The organism is Nocardioides flavus (ex Wang et al. 2016), from assembly GCF_014653115.1.
Taxonomy (GTDB): Bacteria; Actinomycetota; Actinomycetes; order Propionibacteriales; family Nocardioidaceae; genus Nocardioides; species Nocardioides flavus.
In genome coordinates, this window is the sequence record NZ_BNAD01000003.1 from 242,753 (window position 1) to 259,373 (window position 16,621).

The following is a 16,621-nucleotide window of genomic DNA, read 5'->3' on the forward strand; positions in this document are numbered from 1 at the left end:
TACAGTGAGCCACGACAGCCACGACATGGACATGCCCGACACCGTCACCTCGACGGAGGCCTCGGCCAGCGGGTCGCTCGACGGCGACTACGACGACGCCGCGGGCTACTACACCCCGGGCGCGCCCCTGTTCGACACCAAGGCGCCCGACGTCCCCATCGCCGAGCGGTGGCAGACGCGCAAGTTCGAGGCGCGCCTGGTCAACCCGGCCAACCGCCGCAAGCTCTCCATCATCATCGTCGGCACCGGCCTGGCCGGCGCGTCGGCCGCGGCGACGCTCGGCGAGGCCGGCTACCGGGTGAAGTCCTTCTGCTACCAGGACTCCCCGCGCCGCGCCCACTCGATCGCCGCCCAGGGCGGCATCAACGCCGCGAAGAACTACAAGGAGGACGGCGACTCCGTCCACCGGCTCTTCTACGACACGGTCAAGGGCGGCGACTACCGCTCGCGCGAGTCCAACGTCTACCGACTGGCCGAGGTCAGCACCAACATCATCGACCAGTGCGTCGCGCAGGGCGTCCCCTTCGCCCGCGAGTACGGCGGCCTGCTCGACAACCGGTCGTTCGGCGGCGTGCAGGTCTCCCGCACGTTCTACGCCCGCGGCCAGACCGGCCAGCAGCTGCTCATCGGCGCGTACCAGGCCCTCGAGCGGCAGGTCGCGGCCGGCACGGTGGAGACCTTCACCCGCCACGAGATGCTCGAGCTGATCACCGTCGACGGCAAGGCGCGCGGCATCGTCGCCCGCGACATGGTCACCGGCGCGATCGAGACCCACCTCGCCGACGTCGTCGTGCTCGCCTCGGGCGGCTACGGCAACGTCTTCTACCTCTCGACCAACGCGATGGGCTGCAACGTCACCGCCGCGTGGCGCGCGCACCGCAAGGGCGCCTTCATGGCCAACCCCTGCTACACGCAGATCCACCCGACCTGCATCCCCGTCTCGGGCTCGCACCAGTCCAAGCTGACGCTGATGTCGGAGTCGCTGCGCAACGACGGCCGCATCTGGGTGCCGAAGAACCAGGCCGACTGCGACAAGGACCCCCGCGAGATCCCCGAGGAGGACCGCGACTACTACCTGGAGCGGATCTACCCCTCCTTCGGAAACCTGGTCCCCCGCGACATCGCCTCGCGTGCGGCCAAGAACGTCTGCGACGAGGGTCGCGGCGTCGGCCCCGAGGTCGACGGCGTACGCCGTGGTGTCTACCTCGACTTCTCCGCCGCCATCGAGCGGCTGGGCAAGAAGGGCATCACCGAGAAGTACGACAACCTCTTCGACATGTACGAGCGCATCACCGGCGAGAACCCGTTCGAGGTCCCGATGCGCATCTACCCCGCCGTGCACTACGTGATGGGCGGCCTGTGGGTCGACTACGACCTGCAGTCCACGATCCCGGGCCTGTTCGTGACCGGCGAGGCCAACTTCTCCGACCACGGGGCGAACCGCCTCGGCGCCTCGGCGCTGATGCAGGGCCTGGCCGACGGCTACTTCGTCCTCCCCCACACCATCCGCGACTACCTCGCGGACGGGCCCTTCGAGGAGATCACCGAGGACCACCCCGCCGTCGTCGAGGCGCGCGAGTCGGTGAAGTCCCGCATCGACCACTTCCTGTCCGTCAACGGCACCCGCAGCGTCGACTCCTACCACCGCGAGCTCGGCAACATCATGTGGGAGTACTGCGGCATGGAGCGCACCGAGACCGGCCTCAAGAAGGCCATCGACCTCATCCGCTCCCTGAAGGACGACTTCTACCGCAACGTGAAGGTCCTCGGCAGCGCCGAGACCCTCAACCAGTCGCTCGAGAAGGCCGGCCGCGTGGCCGACTTCTTCGAGCTCGGCGAGCTGATGTGCATCGACGCCCTCAACCGGCGCGAGTCGTGCGGCGGCCACTTCCGCGGCGAGTCGCAGACCGAGGACGGCGAGGCGCTGCGCCACGACGACGAGTACGCCTACGTCGCCGCGTGGGAGTGGGCAGGCGAGGACTCGATCCCCGTCCTGCACAAGGAAGACCTCGTCTACACCGCCATCGAGATGAAGCAGCGGAGCTACAAGTGAGCATGAACCTGACCCTCAAGATCTGGCGCCAGCCGGACGCCTCGTCCGCCGGGGCGATGCACACCTACGAGCTCTCCGACGTGTCGCCCGACATGTCGTTCCTCGAGATGCTCGACGTGCTCAACGAGCAGCTCAACGAGAAGGGCGAAGAGCCGATCGCGTTCGACTCCGACTGCCGCGAGGGCATCTGCGGCACGTGCGGGCTGATGATCAACGGCGACGCGCACGGTCCGGAGGTCACCACGACCTGCCAGTTGCACATGCGGTCGTTCAAGGACGGCGAGACCATCACGATCGAGCCGTGGCGCTCCGACGCCTTCCCGGTCGTCAAGGACCTCATCGTCGACCGCAGCGCCTTCGACCGGATCATCCAGCAGGGCGGCTACATCTCGGTCAACACCGGCTCGGCGCCGGAGGCCCACTCCGTACCCGTCCCGCGCGACGACGCGCTGCGTGCCTTCAACGTGGCGACCTGCATCGGGTGCGGCGCGTGCGTCGCGGCCTGCCCCAACGGCTCGGCGTCGCTGTTCATGGGTGCGAAGATCACCCACCTCGGCGAGCTGCCCCAGGGACAGCCCGAGCGCGACACCCGCGTGGTCAACATGGTCGCCCAGCACGACCACGAGGGCTTCGGCGGCTGCACCAACATCGGCGCCTGCACCGCCGCCTGCCCCAAGGAGATCCCGCTCGACGTGATCTCCCAGCTCAACAAGGACCTGCGCACCGCGATCAAGCACGGTCACTGAGCACTGTCCGCTGACGAAGGGCCGGGGGTCTCCCCCGGCCCTTCGTCATGTCAGCGGGGACCTGCCTCAGCTGCCTTTGGCCTCCCTCGAGCGGTGAGTGAGGCAGGTTCTGGGCGTCGACAACGTGCGTCACCCACCGCTCGGGTACGCGCTGGCGCGAAGGCGGTGAGTGAGACACCTTCTGATGGCTCGGGACCTGCGTCACTCACCGCCGATGGGCGTGCGGCGCCTGACGACGTCGGACAATCGTATGAAGAGCGCATCCCACTCAGCACCGAAGTCGGGTGGCGGACCGTCGTAGCCGCGACTCACGAGGAGCGCATGGAGTGCCCGCATGGCCCTGCGGGGCGTGCGCAGCCGCTCCTTGGTGACGAGCTCGTACGCCACGTCGTGCTTCCGATACGCCGCGTAGCGGTCGATGTCGGCGTTGTACTGGGCTCGATCCTCCTGGTGCTGGCTTCCCTCGTACTCAGCAGCCGCTCGCTGGGGGCCGAACCACAGGTCTGGGGTGACGCGGACGTCGGGCGCGATCTCGACCTCCTTGTTGATCTGCGGCGACCCGAGCCGGCATGCCACGACGTACGCGAGCAGCTCCGCCTCGGCCATGGAACGGCACTGGTCGGTGAGATACGCCAGGACGTATGTCGCCTCCGGCACGCCACGACGCCACTTCTCCTCGGACAGGATCTGGTCCACGTCGTGCAGGGCAAGGAGGTTCAGCCGCAGCAGCTCGCACCCGACCTTGATCGCGTCGATGGTCCGGGCGTCCGCGCAGTAGGCCACGAAGGCGGCCGCAGGGGTGACGCCGACGTCGTCCTGCGGTGGCGCCTTGACCGTGCGGTGGAGGAAGACGCCCTCGATCGCCAGGTGGAGGTCGCCCTCGACCACGAAGTGGAGAGGGAGCCGCGGCCCGTAATCGATCCCGAGCTCCTGGATCCGGGTGATGCCGGTGGTTCGCGCCGTCGCCGGGAGTGCGAGCCTCGCGGCAGCCACCCGGTCGGCGAAGGTCGGCGAGTGGTCGACGTGGCAGTAGACGCTCTCGTGGATCCGTCGGAACTGGGGACCCTGCAGCACACCTCGACTGATGCCGCTGGCGAGGCCTTCGGTTCGCGTGAACGGGCGCTTCCGGAACTCATCAGGAACGGAGAACATGCGCCCATGGCAGCCGTCTGATTGCTCCGCCGCCATCGGACGGCACCGGTGCTGTGGAGGAGGCCGTACGTGGCCCGTCTGTGGACGATCAGCGGCCCACCCTGTATGCGCACGGTGGGTGAGACACCTTCTGCGAGCTCGGAACCTGCGCCAGCCACCGCTCGGGCGAGGGCGGCGGGCGATCGCCTCAGCGGCGGCGGCGTACGAGCGCGACGAGGCCGAGCATGGCGGCGGCGCCCGCGGCGAAGGCGGCCTTCGGCGAGGTGGCGGGAGCAGCTTCAGGAGAGGTGCGTACGCCCGCGCGCGCCGCGGCGGCGAGGTCGATGCGCGGCCCCTCGGGCATCTGGTCGGCGACCGTACGGGCCTCGCGGACCGCGCGGGCCTCGGGCGAGGTGTGGGCCCAGGCCGCGGCGAGGACGACGACGCGCGAGAAGTAGTTGATCCAGACCAGCAGGATCAGCGCGATGCCGAAGGCCTGGACGGCCGGCTGCTCGCGGGTGCCCTGCAGCAGGACGGTCGACAGCTGCTTGAGCAGCTCGAACACGACGGCGCCGAGGACCGCACCGGACCACAGCGACCGCGACGGGACGTCAGGACTCGCGAGGAGCTTGAAGAAGGCGAAGAACAGCAGGGCGCTGGCCGCGAGGCCGAGGAGGAGGGCGAGGACCCACAGCAGCGGCTTCGCCCCCGCGCCCAGCCCGACGAGCTCCAGGATCGGGGTGGCGACCTTGGTGGCGACGCCGGAGACAGCGACGCTGACGATGAGCACCGAGCCCAGCGTCAGGAGCGCGAGCAGGTCGCGCAGCTTGCCGACGACGAAGTTGGGCTGCTCGCGCTCGGGCTCCTCGAAGACCGCGATCAGGGCCGTGCGCATGCCCGAGAGCCACCCCAGCCCGGAGTAGAGGGCGAGCAGGATGCCGACGCTGAGGATGCCGGGGGCGTTGTCCTGGAAGGTCGACAGCGAGAGGCCGTCCGGCTCCCCGACGATGCCGGGCAGCACCTCGCTGATGGCCGTCACGAGGTCCTCGTCGGCGTTGGGGTAGGCCCGCGCCACGAACCCGATCACCGCGAAGGCCAGCGCGAGGATCGGGAAGAAGGAGAGGAACGCGAAGTAGGTCACCGCGGCCGCGAGGGCGCTGCCGTTGACGCTGCCGTAGTGCTCGACGGTGCGCACCGCGTGGTCGACCAGCGGCCGGCGCTCGCGCACGCGCTCGACACGCTCCTCCAGGTCCGAGACGACGGACATCTCAGCCCAGCCCGAACTCGTGGGTGGGCCGCCAGCCGGCGTCGCTGTCGTGGACGTAGAGGCTGAACGCGTCGACGGCGAAGCGGCACTCGAAGCTCGCCAGCTCGGCGAACGCCCGGTCCAGGGTGGGGTCGTCGAGGTGGTGGGCGATCGTCACGTGCGGGTGGTAGGGGTAGTGCAGGTCGACCGCGAGCGGACCCCGGCGCACGGCGTCGGCGAGCACCTCGCACCCCGAGATCCCCTCGGCCACCGTCACGAAGACGACCGGGGACACCGGCCGGAAGGTGCCGGTGCCCCGCAGGTGGATGTCGAACGGCGGCACCCGGGCGGCGGCGGCCTTGAGGTGGTCGCTCACCGCGGGCAGCTCGTCCGCGGCGACCTCGGCCGGCGGGATCAGCGTGATGTGCGTGGGGATCTGCGTGGCCGTCGTGTCACCGACGCTGGTCCGGTAGTCCTGGAGCTCGCTCGCCCAGGGCTCGGGGATCGCGATGGCTACTCCGATGGTCGGCACCAGTCGACCCTAGCGAGTCGCGGGCAGGAAGCCGACCCGGTCGTAGACGTCGCGCAGCGTCGCCTCGGCCACCTCGCCCGCACGGCCTGCGCCCTCGCGCAGGATCCGCTCGAGCTCCGTACGGTCCTCGAGCAGCTCGCGGGTGCGCTCGCGCAGCGGGGTGAGCGTCTCCAGCACCACGTCGGCCACCTCGGACTTGAGGTCGCCGTAGCCGCGGCCCTCGAAGGCGGACTCCAGCGCCTCGATCTTCTCCCCCGACAGGGCGGAGTGGATCGACAGCAGGTTGCTGACGCCGGGCTTGGCCTCGCGGTCGAAGCGGATCTCGGTCTCGGAGTCGGTGACGGCCGAGCGGAACTTCTTGGCCACCACCTTGGCGTCGTCGAGGACCCACACGCAGCCCTGCCCGCCGATGGACTTCGACATCTGCTTCTCGGGGACCTGCAGGTCGTAGATCTTGGCCGTGGACTCGAGGATGTAGGGCTCGGGCGGCCGGAAGGTCTTCTTGTAGCGGTGGTTGAACCGATTGGCGAGGTCGCGGGTCAGCTCGAGGTGCTGGCGCTGGTCCTCACCGACCGGGACGTACTGCGGGCGGTAGAGCAGGATGTCGGCCGCCTGCAGGATCGGGTAGGTGAAGAGCCCGACGCTGGCAGCCCCCTCCCCGCCCTTGGCGGACTTGTCCTTGAACTGGGTCATCCGCCGGGCCTCGCCGAAGCCGGTGAGGCACTGCAGCACCCAGCCGGCCTGGGTGTGCGCCGGCACCTGGCTCTGCACGAAGATCGTGGCGCGGGCGGGGTCGACGCCCGCGGCGACCAGCTGCGCCGCCGAGACGAGCGTGCGCTCGCGGAGCACCTTGGGGTCCTGCTCGACCGTGATCGCGTGCAGGTCGGCGATGAAGTAGAAGGGCTCGAAGTCTTCCTGCAGCGAGACCCACTGACGCAGTGCACCGAGGTAGTTGCCGAGGTGGAACGAGTCCGCTGTCGGTTGGATGCCGGAGAGGACCCGCGGGCGCGAGGCGGTCGTGGTCGACATGGCGCCAGTCTCTCACCGTGCGCGCCGACGCCCGCGCGCGGTCCCACCCCCGCGGCACCGCTCACCCGTACGGAGGTTGCGGTGTGACTGATGTCACATTGCCAGTGTGATGTGACTCACCAGTAGGTTTCGCGAGGAGGCCGGGCGGTCCGGCCCGGGAGGGAACCCACCATGGGAGCACCATCACGTCGTCGGGCTCGGACGGCCGGCGCGATCGCATCACTCACCACCCTGCTCACCACCACGATCACCGCGGTGGTCACGGTCACCGCGCTCGGCACGACGTCGGCCCACGCCGCCGTCGAGGAGCCGCCGCGGCCCCCCTTCTACGAGACGCCCGCCACCCTGCCCAGCGCCAACGGCGCGGTCATCCGCAGCGAGAAGATGACGTTCCTGCTCGACCCGCTCGACGCGACGAGCCTGGTCCGCAACGCCCAGCGCGTGCTCTACAAGAGCACCAACCGCGCCGGCAAGGCCATCGCGGTCTCCGGCACCGTGCTGGTCCCCCACGCACCGTGGATCGGTCTCGGCTCACGCCCCGTCATCGGCTACTCCCCCGGCACCCAGGGCATGGCCGACCGGTGCGCCCCGTCGCGCCAGTTCTCCGAGGGCATCGAGTACGAGGGCGTCGGGATCGAGTCACTGCTGCTGCGCGGCTACGCCGTGGCGATGCCCGACTACGAGGGGCTCGGCACCGTCGGCATCCACACCTACATGGACCGCGTCTCCCAGGGGCGCGCGACGCTCGACGTCGTCCGCGCCGCCCAGCGACTCCCCGACACCGGCCTGAGCTCCACCAGCCCCGTCGGGCTGATGGGCTACTCGCAGGGCGGCGGCGCGGCCGCCGCGGCGGTGGAGCTCGCCTCGACGTACGCCCCCGACCTCCGGGTGAAGGGCGCCGTCGTCGGAGCCGTTCCAGCCGACCTCGACAGGGTCGCGACCACGCTCGACGGCGGGCTCTACTCCTCGTTCGCGTTCTTCGCGCTGCGCGGCCTGTCCGCGAGCTACGACGTCGACCTGACGCCGTACCTCAACGCGAACGGACGCGCGACCAGCGACCGCGTCGAGACCGAATGCGTCTTCGACCTGCTCAACAACGCCTTCGTGAAGTCCTCGACGCTGAGCTACAACGGCCAGCCGATGTCGACGCTGATGGACGCGGAGCCGTTCAGGTCGATCGTCGCGGCCCAGCGGATCGGGACGATCAAGCCGACCGTTCCGGTGCTGGTCACGCACTCGGCGCTCGACGACGTCATCCCGTACGCCGTCGGCAAGCAGATGGCGAGGTCGTGGTGCGGCAAGGGGGCCAACGTCCGCCTGCACACCAACGTGGCACCGCTGCACGTCGGCGGGATGGTCCCGCACGTCGCAGAGGCGCTGCCGTTCTTCGAGGCGCGGTTCGCCGGCCTGCCCCAGATCAGCAACTGCTGGCTGATCTGACCTGCGGGCGGGATGCAACCGGCCCGCCTTCCCATGAGTCGTCAGGGAAAGGGCGGACGACCATGGGAAGGTGGGCCATGCCACGGGGGAACGCAGCGGTCGACCGCGTCCACGAGGTGTACGACGCCTCCTACCGGCGGCTGGTGGGCCAGCTGACCGGCGTGACCGGTGACCCGGTCGAGGCGGAGGACGCGGTCATGGAGGCCTTCGCGCGGGCCGTGAACCACTCGCGTGCCTTCCTCGAGGCCGACAACCCCGAAGCCTGGTTGCGCACGGTCGCGCTCAACGTCACCCGCACCCGGTGGCGGCGCAACCGCTTCTTCCGCGCCGTCAGCCACCGTCTCGTCGCCCAGGAGTCGTACGCCGACCTGCCGGAGGACCGCGTCGCCCTGCTGGCCGCACTCCGGGAGCTGCCCGCGGCCCAGCGGGAGGCGATCGCCCTGCACCACCTCGCCGACCTCCCGGTCGCCGAGGTCGCTGACGCCGTCGGCGCACCGGTCGGCACCGTGAAGGCGCGGCTCGCCCGCGGACGTACGGCGCTGGCGACCCTGCTCGCGGAGTCCGAGCCCGAGCCCGAGACCGAAGGGAGCCCCCGATGAGCCTGTCCACCGACGTCCCCGGCGAGATCGCCGAGCGCGCGCCGCAGCCCGGTTTCGAGGCCGTCCTCGACCGGGCACGCGCCGGCCGCCGCCGACGTCGTACGACGATCGCCGGCGCGATCACGACCGCGGTCGTGGTCACCGTGGCCGGGTTCGCGCTCGGGGAGCGTCCCGCCGGGGACGCCGGGCCCCCGCCGGCTGACGGCACCCGGACGGACGACGTCGCGTCGCGGATCGACCCCGACCTGCCGGAGGGGGTCCGCCACCTCCTGGGTCGCGAGGACGTGACTGCCTGGCACGTGTCGGCCGTCGACGGGGCGACCGTCGCGTTCTGGCGGGCGTGCGGCAGGCCCGCCGATCCGTGCCAGCTCGCCTGGACCCTGCGCAACGGCGACGACGTGACCGGTGACCTCCTCGACGCCGAGCGACCGACGGTCACGACGGTGCCGGACGGCTGGCTCGTCGACGGGCACCTGGACCAGCTGCTCCTGCTCACCCCCGACGGCGACCTCGAGTCGGTCGCGTCGGCGGAGCCGGGCGGCGCTCCCCTGCAGGCGGGCGACACCGCCGTGCTGACCTCCGAGGGCAGCCGGCTGCTGCGCGACGGCGCGCTGGTCGCGATGCCCGAGCCGCCGGGACGCCCCGCGGTCGGCAACTCCTACGTCACCCCGTCCGGGCGGCTCGTCGCCACCACGGCCGACCCTGTGGCGTGGGGCGTGCAGGCGACCGACGACGGTCGCACCTGGCAGGACCCGAGGCCGACCCCGCCGGAGAGCTACGGGACACCTCTGGTGGCCGGGGCCCGTGACCACGTCGCAGTGGTGACGAGCACAGCCTCCGACGACTACTCCCTCGCCGTCCAGGAGGTGCTGGTGTCGTCCGACGCGGGCCGCACCTGGACCACGGTGAGAGGCCTCGAGACCATGGGCGCGGACCGCATCGGCGACCCCTACTCCCTCGCGGTCGGACCCGGCGGCACGACGTACCTCACGACCGGGACCGACGGGCTGGTCCGGATCGACCCCGACGGCGACGCACGACCCATGCGCCTCTCGTCGGCGGACACCTCGGTGTTCGTCGCGGACGACGAGGTGTGCGTGGCGGTCGAGGCCGGCGCCGTCGACGAGCTGCGCTGCTCGTCCGACGACGGGGCGACGTGGTCCCCGCGGCCCCTGCCGGGGTTCAGCTGAGCGCGTGAGCCCGGCAGGGGCCCGGGGCGTGCGGACCTCGCCTCACACGACCCAGCCGACGTTCTCCGCCACCAGGTCGGCCGCGGGATAGATCCCCCGCAGCTCCTGACGCCGCCTCAGCAGCTCGACGACCGCTCCGGTGTTGCGGTCGGCCAGCTGTCGGCGACGCTCCATCTCACGTGCGATCTTGTCCTCGTCCATCTGCGCCCCTCCGGATGATCTGGGGCGGACCATCCGCCCTGCGTGGATTTGATCGTTACAAACCCGGGCTACGCAGGAGTTCCGCCCGTGTTAACTCCGTGCAACACGAACGCAACCGAACGGGGAGGTTCAGGCCCGTACGTCCTCGCGCCCGCGCACGTGCAGCGCGGCCGACAGCAGCAGGATCGCTACTCCGGCGACCGACAGGCCCAGGCCGACGAGCGCCGGGGCACGCAGGCCCCAGCCGGCCGCGATGACCAGTCCGCCGAGCCAGGCGCCGAGCGCGTTGGCGATGTTGAGCGAGGCGTGGTTCATCGCCGCCCCCAGCGTCTGCGCCTCGCCGGCGACGTCCATCAGGCGCAGCTGGAGGTTGACCACCAGCACCGAGCCGAGCGTGGTGATGAGGAAGACCACCGGCAGCGCTGCCCAGCCGTACGGGGCGGTGACCCAGAAGGCCAGCATCGTGCCGGCCATGCCGACGCCGCCGATGATCAGCGAGCGGAAGATCGACCAGTCGGCCATGATCCCGGCCAGCCACGTGCCCGCGACCATGCCCAGCCCGAAGGACAGCAGGTAGACCGGCACCCACCGCTCCCCCAGCCCGGCGACGTCGGTGACGACGGGCGCGATGTAGGAGTAGACGGCGAACATGCCGCCGAAGCCGATCGCGCCGGCGAGCAGGGTCAGCCAGACCTGGGGGACCTTGAAGGCGGAGAGCTCCCGGCGCCCGCTCGCGCCGGCGTCGCCGGGCACGGACGGCACGAACCACACCACGAGCGCGAGCGTCAGCACGGCGAGCCCGCCCGCGGCCCAGAACGCGGCCCGCCAGCCGAGCTCCTGCCCGAGCACCGTCGCGGCCGGGACGCCGATCACGTTGGCCACCGACAGCCCGAGCATCACCAGCGAGACGGCGCGGCCCTTGCGCGAGGGGCGCGCCAGGCTGGCGGCGACGAGCGACGCGACGCCGAAGTAGGCACCGTGCGGCAGACCGGCGGCGAACCGCGCGACCACCAGCTGCTCGTACGACGTGGCGAGCGCGCTCAGCCCGTTGCCGACCGCGAAGGCCGCCATCAGCGCGACGAGCAGCGCCCGGCGCGGGAGGCGGGCACCGAGGAAGGCCAGGACCGGGGCGCCCACGACCACGCCCACGGCGTACGCCGAGATGACGTGACCGCCGGTCGGGATGGAGACGCCGACGCCGTCGGCGATCTGCGGGAGCAGGCCCATCGTGACGAACTCGGTGGTGCCGATGGCGAAGCCGCCCATCGCGAGCGCGAGCACCGCGAGACCGAAGTGCCGGGCGGTCACCGACGGGACGTCGAGGTCGCTCGCCGACGGACGGTCGGGCAGGTCGGTGGTCGCAGCAGTCGTCGTCATCACCTCCCGCAAGGACGGACGGGGGAGGTTTTGTTCCCTGCCGCCCGCGCGTCGCGGCGTGGCGTGGGCGGGATCACGCCGCGTCGACCACGGCGGCCGGCACCGAGCCGCGACGCCGCTCCCACAGGTGCAGCGCGAGGTCGACCACGGTCTTGAGCCCGAGGAGCAGCAGCACCGGCGCCAGCTGCCGGAGACCGGAGGGGGTCTCCGCCGAGCCGACGGCGTCGATGGCCAGGCCGAAGCCCAGGATGATGCCGACGTGCAGCACCAGCATCCGCGGGTAGGGCTGCCACATGGCGGTCGGTGCCGATACCCGCAGGCGCTCGCCGCCCTCGAACCAGTTGAGCCACAGCGACCCGAGGTGGCTCAACCCCAGCGCGAGCCCCGCGAGGACCCACGACCCGGGGTGCAGCTCGCCGCCGGCCATGAACGCCATCACGAACGCGAACACCCCGTGGACGAGGGTGAAGATCCCGTAGTGCAGGGCGAAGAAGAAGGCGAGCGGCCCGGGTCGGTCCGGGTCGATCGGTCGGCCGTTGAGGCGCATCCTGCCGGCAGACGGCCCGGGAACGCCGCGGGCGGTGCGCACCTTGACGATCGTGATCGCCCAGTAGGCGAGGTTCTCGATCCAGTAGACGACGAAGACGTCGCCCACCGACATGTGCCCGGCCCACACCGCCCAGATGGGCAGCAGGTTGCCGACGACCAGCGAGACCGAGGAGAGCAGGGGTGCGCGTGGCAGCCCCTGCTCCCCCGTGGTCATCGTCGTTCCGTCCCGCGTACTCAGCCGAGCGAGGCGAGGGCCTCGTTGAAGGTGGCGGACGGTCGCATGACCGCCTCGGCCTTCTCGGGGTCGGGGCGGAAGTAGCCGCCGATGTCGGCCGGCTTGCCCTGCACGGCGAGCAGCTCGTCGACGATCGTCTGCTCCTTCTCGCGCAGCGTCGCGGCCAGCGAGGCGAAGGCGCTGGCGAGCTCGGCGTCCTCGGTCTGCTTCGCCAGCTCCTCGGCCCAGTAGAGCGCGAGGTAGAAGTGCGAGCCGCGGTTGTCGATCGTGCCGAGCTTGCGGCCGGGCGAGCGGTCCTCGTTGAGGAAGGTCTCGGTCGCGCGGTCGAGGGCGTCGCCGAGCAGCTTGGCGCGCTGGTTGTCGGCGTAGCCGGCGAGGTGCTCGAGCGAGGCGGCCAGCGCGAAGAACTCACCGAGGCTGTCCCAGCGCAGGTAGTCCTCCTTGACCAGCTGCTGCACGTGCTTGGGCGCCGAGCCGCCGGCGCCGGTCTCGAACAGGCCGCCGCCGTTCATCAGCGGGACGATCGAGAGCATCTTGGCGCTGGTGCCGAGCTCGAGGATCGGGAACAGGTCGGTGTTGTAGTCGCGCAGCACGTTGCCGGTGACCGAGATGGTGTCCTCGCCCTTGCGGATGCGCTCGAGGGAGTACGTCGTCGCGTCGGCCGGCGCCATCACCTGGATGTCGAGCCCGTCGGTGTCGTGCTCCTTCAGGTACTCGGTGACGAGCGCGATCAGGTTGGCGTCGTGCGCGCGGGTCTCGTCGAGCCAGAAGACGGCGGGCGTCTGCGAGGCGCGGGCGCGGGTGACGGCCAGCTTGACCCAGTCGCGGATCGAGGCGTCCTTGGTCTGGCAGGCGCGCCAGATGTCGCCGGCCTCGACGTCGTGCGACATCAGCACCTCGCCGGCGCCGTTGCGGACCTCGACCTTGCCTGCCGCGGGGATCTCGAAGGTCTTGTCGTGCGAGCCGTACTCCTCGGCGGCCTTGGCCATCAGGCCGACGTTGGGCACCGAGCCCATGGTCGCGGGGTCGAGGGCGCCGTGGGTGCGGCAGTCGTCGATCGCGGCCTGGTAGACGCCGGCGTAGGAGGAGTCGGGGATGACGGCGAGGGTGTCCTGCTGCTCGCCGTCGGCGTTCCACATCTGGCCTGACGTACGGATCATCGCCGGCATCGAGGCGTCGATGATGACGTCGGAGGGCACGTGCAGGTTGGTGATGCCCTTGTCGGAGTCGACCATCGCCAGCGACGGGCCCTCGGCCAGGCCCTTCTCGAAGGCGGCTCTGATCTCGGCCCCGCCCTCGACCTTGTCCAGCCCGGACAGGATCGCGCCGAGGCCGTCGTTGGCCGACAGGCCCGCGGCGGCGAGCTGCTCGCCGTACTGGGTGAAGACGTCGGCGAAGTAGGCGCGCACGACGTGGCCGAAGATGATCGGGTCGGAGACCTTCATCATCGTGGCCTTGAGGTGGGCGGAGAACAGGACGCCGTCGGCCTTGGCCTTGGCGACCTGCTGGGCGAGGAACTCGTCGAGGGCCGCCGCGCTCATGAAGGTCGCGTCGACGACCTCGCCGTCGAGGACCGCCAGGCCCTCCTTGAGCACGGTCTCGGCCGCAGTCCCGTCCGGGCCGGTGCCGACGTGGACGATCGAGAGCGTGTCGTCGCCGTCGATCACCACGGACTGCTCGTTGCTGCGGAAGTCGTCGTGGCCCATCGTGGCGACCGACGTCTTGGAGTCGCTGCTCCAGGCGCCCATCGAGTGCGGGTGCGACTTCGCGTAGTTCTTGACCGACGCGGGGGCGCGGCGGTCGGAGTTGCCCTCGCGCAGCACCGGGTTGACCGCGGAGCCCTTGACCTTGTCGTAGCGGGCGCGGGTCTCGCGCTCCTCGTCGGTCTGGGGGTTCTCCGGGTAGTCGGGGAGGTCGTAGCCCTGCGACTGCAGCTCGGCGATGGTCGCCTTGAGCTGCGGGATCGAGGCGGAGATGTTGGGCAGCTTGATGATGTTGGCCTCGGGCTTCGTGGCGAGCTCGCCGAGCTCGGCCAGGGCGTCGTCGAGGCGCTGCTCGTCGGTGAGGCGGTCGGGGAACTGCGCGATCACGCGGCCGGCGAGGGAGATGTCGCGCGTCTCGACGTCCACACCGGCGGTCTTCGCGTAGGCGGCGATGATCGGGAGGAACGAGTACGTCGCCAGCAGGGGCGCCTCGTCGGTCTGGGTGTAGATGATCTTGGCCATGGGTGGGACAGCTCCTGTAGATCGCGATCTGATCCGGGCATAACTCTTGACGTCAAGATACCTGACGGCGCCGTACGTGGCGACTCGCCTACCCTCGCACCGCTCCGGCCACGCCGCTAGGCTCACCGTGGCCTACGCGGGGTACGGCCGACCTGACTCTTGAGGGGACTCGCGATGAGCGACATCGTCGAAGACACACCGACCACCGGGCAGAAGTTCACCGCCGAGGCACTGGGCACCTTCGTGCTCGTGTTCTTCGGCTGCGGCGCAGCCGTCTACAGCGGTGGCGACCTCGTCGCCACGGGCCTGACCTTCGGCCTGACGGTCGTGGTGATGGCCTATGCCGTCGGACGCATCTCCGGTGGGCACTTCAACCCGGCCGTCACGCTGGGCGCCGTGCTCGGGGGCCGCCTCCCGTGGAACCAGGTCGGCATCTACATGGCCGCCCAGCTGCTCGGCGGCCTGCTGGCCGGCGCGGTGCTGTTCGGGCTCGGCAACGGCTTCGACGGCTTCAGCGCCGAGGGCAACATGGGCCAGAACTTCTTCGGCGACCAGGGCTCGGGCTTCGCGTGGTGGGCCGCGCTGCTCCTCGAGATCGTGCTGACCGCGATCTTCCTGTGGGTGATCCTCGCCGTCACCGACGAGCGCAACGAGGTCAACGTCGCGCTCGGCCCCCTCGCCATCGGCCTCGCGCTCGCGATGATCCACTTCATGGCGATCCCGCTGACCGGCACCTCGGTCAACCCGGCCCGCTCCATCGGGGTCGGCGTCTTCGCCGGAACCGACGCGATCGTGCAGCTGTGGCTGTTCGTCCTCGCCCCGCTGCTCGGCGCCGCGATCGCCGGTCTCACCTACCCGCTCCTCTTCGGCCAGGGCGCCGCTCCCGTCGCGGGCTCGGGCCTCAACTTCGGCGGCGGCCGCAAGGAGCAGTTCGTCCCCGGCACCTACGAGGCCCAGTGGAACCAGGGCCAGCAGGGCGGCTGGGGACAGCCCGGTGCCGCATGGGGCGCTCCCCCGCAGCAGCAGTGGGGCCAGCCGGCCGCCCCCCAGCAGCCCGACCCGGCGTACGGAGCACCGCAGACCGCGCCCGGCCAGTGGGGACAGCCCGCTCCGCAGCAGCAGCCCGCGCAGCCCAGTCAGCCCGGCCAGTGGGGCGCGCCCCCGGCCCAGCAGCCCGGCCAGCACCCGGGCCAGGGCGCTCCCGGCCACTGGGGCAACCCGGAGGGCGACGACGACGGCCGCACCCAGGTGCGCAGGCCTGACTAGCCCCGACCAGCCCGGCTAGCTCCCGACCAGCTCGGCCGTCCAGCCGGCGTCGAGGTCCTCGAACCCCACGAGGCCGGCACCCTCCTCGTACACGCGACGAGTGGTGGTGCCGGCCTCGTCGAGCACCTGGACCAGGACGTCGGACTGGTCCTCGATCGTCCGGCTCGCCCGGGGCAGGCCCGGCACGTCGCGGAGCAGCCAGCCGTCGCCGAGCCGCGGGTCGGCGGGCATCGCGAGGCCGGCCTCGGCCCCGGCCTCCCCCGCGCGCCACGACACGCCGTCGGCGTCGCCGCCGACCAGCCAGACGTTGCCGGCCTCGTCCTGGGCGTAGATGTCGGTCGCGGTGCGCGTCGTGCGGTCGAGGTCCACGGTGGTCTCCACCACGGTCGCGTCGAGGCCCGCGACCGCGACGGTGCCGTCGAGCACCTCCACGACGACGGTGCCGCGCACGGACTCCTCGCCGGACGTCTCGCCGGTCATCTCGTAGGTCCACCGGGCCCCGGGCTCGAGGGACAGCCAGGCGTTGTCGACCCCGGTCACGAAGTCGGCCGGGACGGGACTCGGCGTCGGGATCACCAGGCCGTTGATGCCGCGGGAGTCGTACGGAGCGGGCTGGCCGATCCCGCCGCACCCGGACAGGCCGAGCACGAGACCGGCGCCCAGCGCCCCTGCCACCCGCGCTCGGCGTACGGCCCGGGACCCGCTCGTCATGGGCGCCAGCATGCCAGCCGCAGACCAGCCGCCGGCGCCCGACCGGGCGCTGCTAGCGTCAGCCGGACAACCCAGGACAGATCCGAGACCA

15 protein-coding genes are annotated in these 16,621 nt (G+C 71.2%); 6 read left to right on the forward strand and 9 right to left on the reverse strand.

Annotated features, from left to right (window positions below; genetic code table 11):
* Nucleotides 1–31: 31 nt before the first annotated feature.
* Both IE200_RS08105 and IE200_RS08110 read left to right on the forward strand, forming a co-directional pair.
* A complete protein-coding gene (locus tag IE200_RS08105) occupies nt 32–2,053 on the forward strand; it encodes a fumarate reductase/succinate dehydrogenase flavoprotein subunit (RefSeq protein WP_191279091.1) in 2,022 nt (673 codons plus the stop codon).
* Between the two features lie 2 nt (nt 2,054–2,055).
* Nucleotides 2,056–2,799 carry a succinate dehydrogenase/fumarate reductase iron-sulfur subunit gene (locus IE200_RS08110; RefSeq protein WP_191278880.1) on the forward strand — a complete coding sequence of 248 codons (744 nt, stop codon included), beginning with the start codon at nt 2,056–2,058 and terminating at the stop codon, nt 2,797–2,799.
* Nucleotides 2,800–3,000: 201 nt separating this feature from the next.
* Here IE200_RS08110 and IE200_RS08115 read toward each other — a convergent pair whose 3' ends face one another.
* The 4 genes from IE200_RS08115 to trpS form a co-directional block, all read right to left on the reverse strand.
* The gene (locus IE200_RS08115; protein ID WP_191278881.1) at nt 3,001–3,873 is read right to left on the reverse strand and encodes a hypothetical protein; all 873 of its coding nucleotides are present in this window, start codon (nt 3,871–3,873) and stop codon (nt 3,001–3,003) included.
* A gap of 265 nt (nt 3,874–4,138) precedes the next feature.
* Nucleotides 4,139–5,197 (reverse strand): YihY/virulence factor BrkB family protein, encoded by a 1,059-nt coding sequence (locus tag IE200_RS08120; RefSeq protein ID WP_191278882.1) that lies wholly within the window; start codon nt 5,195–5,197, stop codon nt 4,139–4,141.
* 1 nt (nt 5,198) lies between these two features.
* On the reverse strand, nt 5,199–5,708 hold the full coding sequence (locus tag IE200_RS08125) for a 2'-5' RNA ligase family protein (RefSeq protein WP_191278883.1): 510 nt from the start codon (nt 5,706–5,708) through the stop codon (nt 5,199–5,201).
* Between the two features lie 9 nt (nt 5,709–5,717).
* Nucleotides 5,718–6,737, reverse strand: coding sequence for a tryptophan--tRNA ligase (gene trpS / locus IE200_RS08130; RefSeq protein ID WP_191278884.1), 1,020 nt, complete (start codon nt 6,735–6,737; stop codon nt 5,718–5,720).
* 171 nt (nt 6,738–6,908) lie between these two features.
* Between trpS and IE200_RS08135 the strand changes: the two genes are divergently transcribed.
* From IE200_RS08135 to IE200_RS08145, 3 genes are all read left to right on the forward strand, one after another.
* Nucleotides 6,909–8,177 carry a lipase family protein gene (locus tag IE200_RS08135; protein WP_191278885.1) on the forward strand — a complete coding sequence of 423 codons (1,269 nt, stop codon included), beginning with the start codon at nt 6,909–6,911 and terminating at the stop codon, nt 8,175–8,177.
* Nucleotides 8,178–8,254: 77 nt separating this feature from the next.
* Nucleotides 8,255–8,776, forward strand: a complete 522-nt coding sequence (locus IE200_RS08140) for an RNA polymerase sigma factor (protein WP_191278886.1) — start codon at nt 8,255–8,257, stop codon at nt 8,774–8,776.
* Nucleotides 8,773–9,966 carry a hypothetical protein gene (locus tag IE200_RS08145; RefSeq protein WP_191278887.1) on the forward strand — a complete coding sequence of 398 codons (1,194 nt, stop codon included), beginning with the start codon at nt 8,773–8,775 and terminating at the stop codon, nt 9,964–9,966. Before IE200_RS08140 ends, IE200_RS08145 begins: the two co-directional genes overlap by 4 nt.
* Nucleotides 9,967–10,008: 42 nt before the next feature.
* Here the strand turns inward: IE200_RS08145 and IE200_RS08150 are convergent, their stop codons facing one another.
* The 4 genes from IE200_RS08150 to IE200_RS08165 all read right to left on the reverse strand — a co-directional run bounded on the left by IE200_RS08150 (nt 10,009) and on the right by IE200_RS08165 (nt 14,553).
* A complete protein-coding gene (locus tag IE200_RS08150) occupies nt 10,009–10,167 on the reverse strand; it encodes a hypothetical protein (RefSeq protein ID WP_191278888.1) in 159 nt (52 codons plus the stop codon).
* A 129-nt stretch (nt 10,168–10,296) separates the two neighbouring features.
* Complete coding sequence (locus IE200_RS08155; protein WP_191278889.1) at nt 10,297–11,544, reverse strand: MFS transporter; 1,248 nt, start codon at nt 11,542–11,544, stop codon at nt 10,297–10,299.
* A gap of 73 nt (nt 11,545–11,617) precedes the next feature.
* Nucleotides 11,618–12,307, reverse strand: coding sequence for a DUF6498-containing protein (locus IE200_RS08160; protein ID WP_191278890.1), 690 nt, complete (start codon nt 12,305–12,307; stop codon nt 11,618–11,620).
* Between the two features lie 20 nt (nt 12,308–12,327).
* Nucleotides 12,328–14,553 carry an NADP-dependent isocitrate dehydrogenase gene (locus tag IE200_RS08165; RefSeq protein ID WP_191278891.1) on the reverse strand — a complete coding sequence of 742 codons (2,226 nt, stop codon included), beginning with the start codon at nt 14,551–14,553 and terminating at the stop codon, nt 12,328–12,330.
* Between the two features lie 174 nt (nt 14,554–14,727).
* Here IE200_RS08165 and IE200_RS08170 point away from each other — a divergent pair, with 174 nt between their 5' ends.
* A complete protein-coding gene (locus tag IE200_RS08170; protein ID WP_191278892.1) occupies nt 14,728–15,819 on the forward strand; it encodes an aquaporin in 1,092 nt (363 codons plus the stop codon).
* A 15-nt stretch (nt 15,820–15,834) separates the two neighbouring features.
* On the opposite strand, the gene IE200_RS08175 is transcribed toward IE200_RS08170, so the two are convergent.
* Nucleotides 15,835–16,530, reverse strand: a complete 696-nt coding sequence (locus tag IE200_RS08175; protein WP_191278893.1) for a hypothetical protein — start codon at nt 16,528–16,530, stop codon at nt 15,835–15,837.
* Nucleotides 16,531–16,621: the final 91 nt, after the last annotated feature.

What these genes read in the sequence shown, in the direction of transcription:
- IE200_RS08160 (WP_191278890.1), bottom strand. Translation starts at nt 12,307, where the DNA reads ATGACCACGGGGGAGCAGGGGCTGCCACGCGCACCCCTGCTCTCCTCG.
- IE200_RS08165 (WP_191278891.1), bottom strand. Translation starts at nt 14,553, where the DNA reads ATGGCCAAGATCATCTACACCCAGACCGACGAGGCGCCCCTGCTGGCG.
- IE200_RS08145 (WP_191278887.1), top strand. Translation starts at nt 8,773, where the DNA reads ATGAGCCTGTCCACCGACGTCCCCGGCGAGATCGCCGAGCGCGCGCCG.
- IE200_RS08110 (WP_191278880.1), top strand. Translation starts at nt 2,056, where the DNA reads ATGAACCTGACCCTCAAGATCTGGCGCCAGCCGGACGCCTCGTCCGCC.
- IE200_RS08170 (WP_191278892.1), top strand. Translation starts at nt 14,728, where the DNA reads ATGAGCGACATCGTCGAAGACACACCGACCACCGGGCAGAAGTTCACC.
- IE200_RS08155 (WP_191278889.1), bottom strand. Translation starts at nt 11,544, where the DNA reads ATGACGACGACTGCTGCGACCACCGACCTGCCCGACCGTCCGTCGGCG.
- IE200_RS08120 (WP_191278882.1), bottom strand. Translation starts at nt 5,197, where the DNA reads ATGTCCGTCGTCTCGGACCTGGAGGAGCGTGTCGAGCGCGTGCGCGAG.
- IE200_RS08135 (WP_191278885.1), top strand. Translation starts at nt 6,909, where the DNA reads ATGGGAGCACCATCACGTCGTCGGGCTCGGACGGCCGGCGCGATCGCA.
- IE200_RS08105 (WP_191279091.1), top strand. Translation starts at nt 32, where the DNA reads ATGCCCGACACCGTCACCTCGACGGAGGCCTCGGCCAGCGGGTCGCTC.
- IE200_RS08150 (WP_191278888.1), bottom strand. Translation starts at nt 10,167, where the DNA reads ATGGACGAGGACAAGATCGCACGTGAGATGGAGCGTCGCCGACAGCTG.
- trpS (WP_191278884.1), bottom strand. Translation starts at nt 6,737, where the DNA reads ATGTCGACCACGACCGCCTCGCGCCCGCGGGTCCTCTCCGGCATCCAA.
- IE200_RS08175 (WP_191278893.1), bottom strand. Translation starts at nt 16,530, where the DNA reads ATGACGAGCGGGTCCCGGGCCGTACGCCGAGCGCGGGTGGCAGGGGCG.
- IE200_RS08140 (WP_191278886.1), top strand. Translation starts at nt 8,255, where the DNA reads ATGCCACGGGGGAACGCAGCGGTCGACCGCGTCCACGAGGTGTACGAC.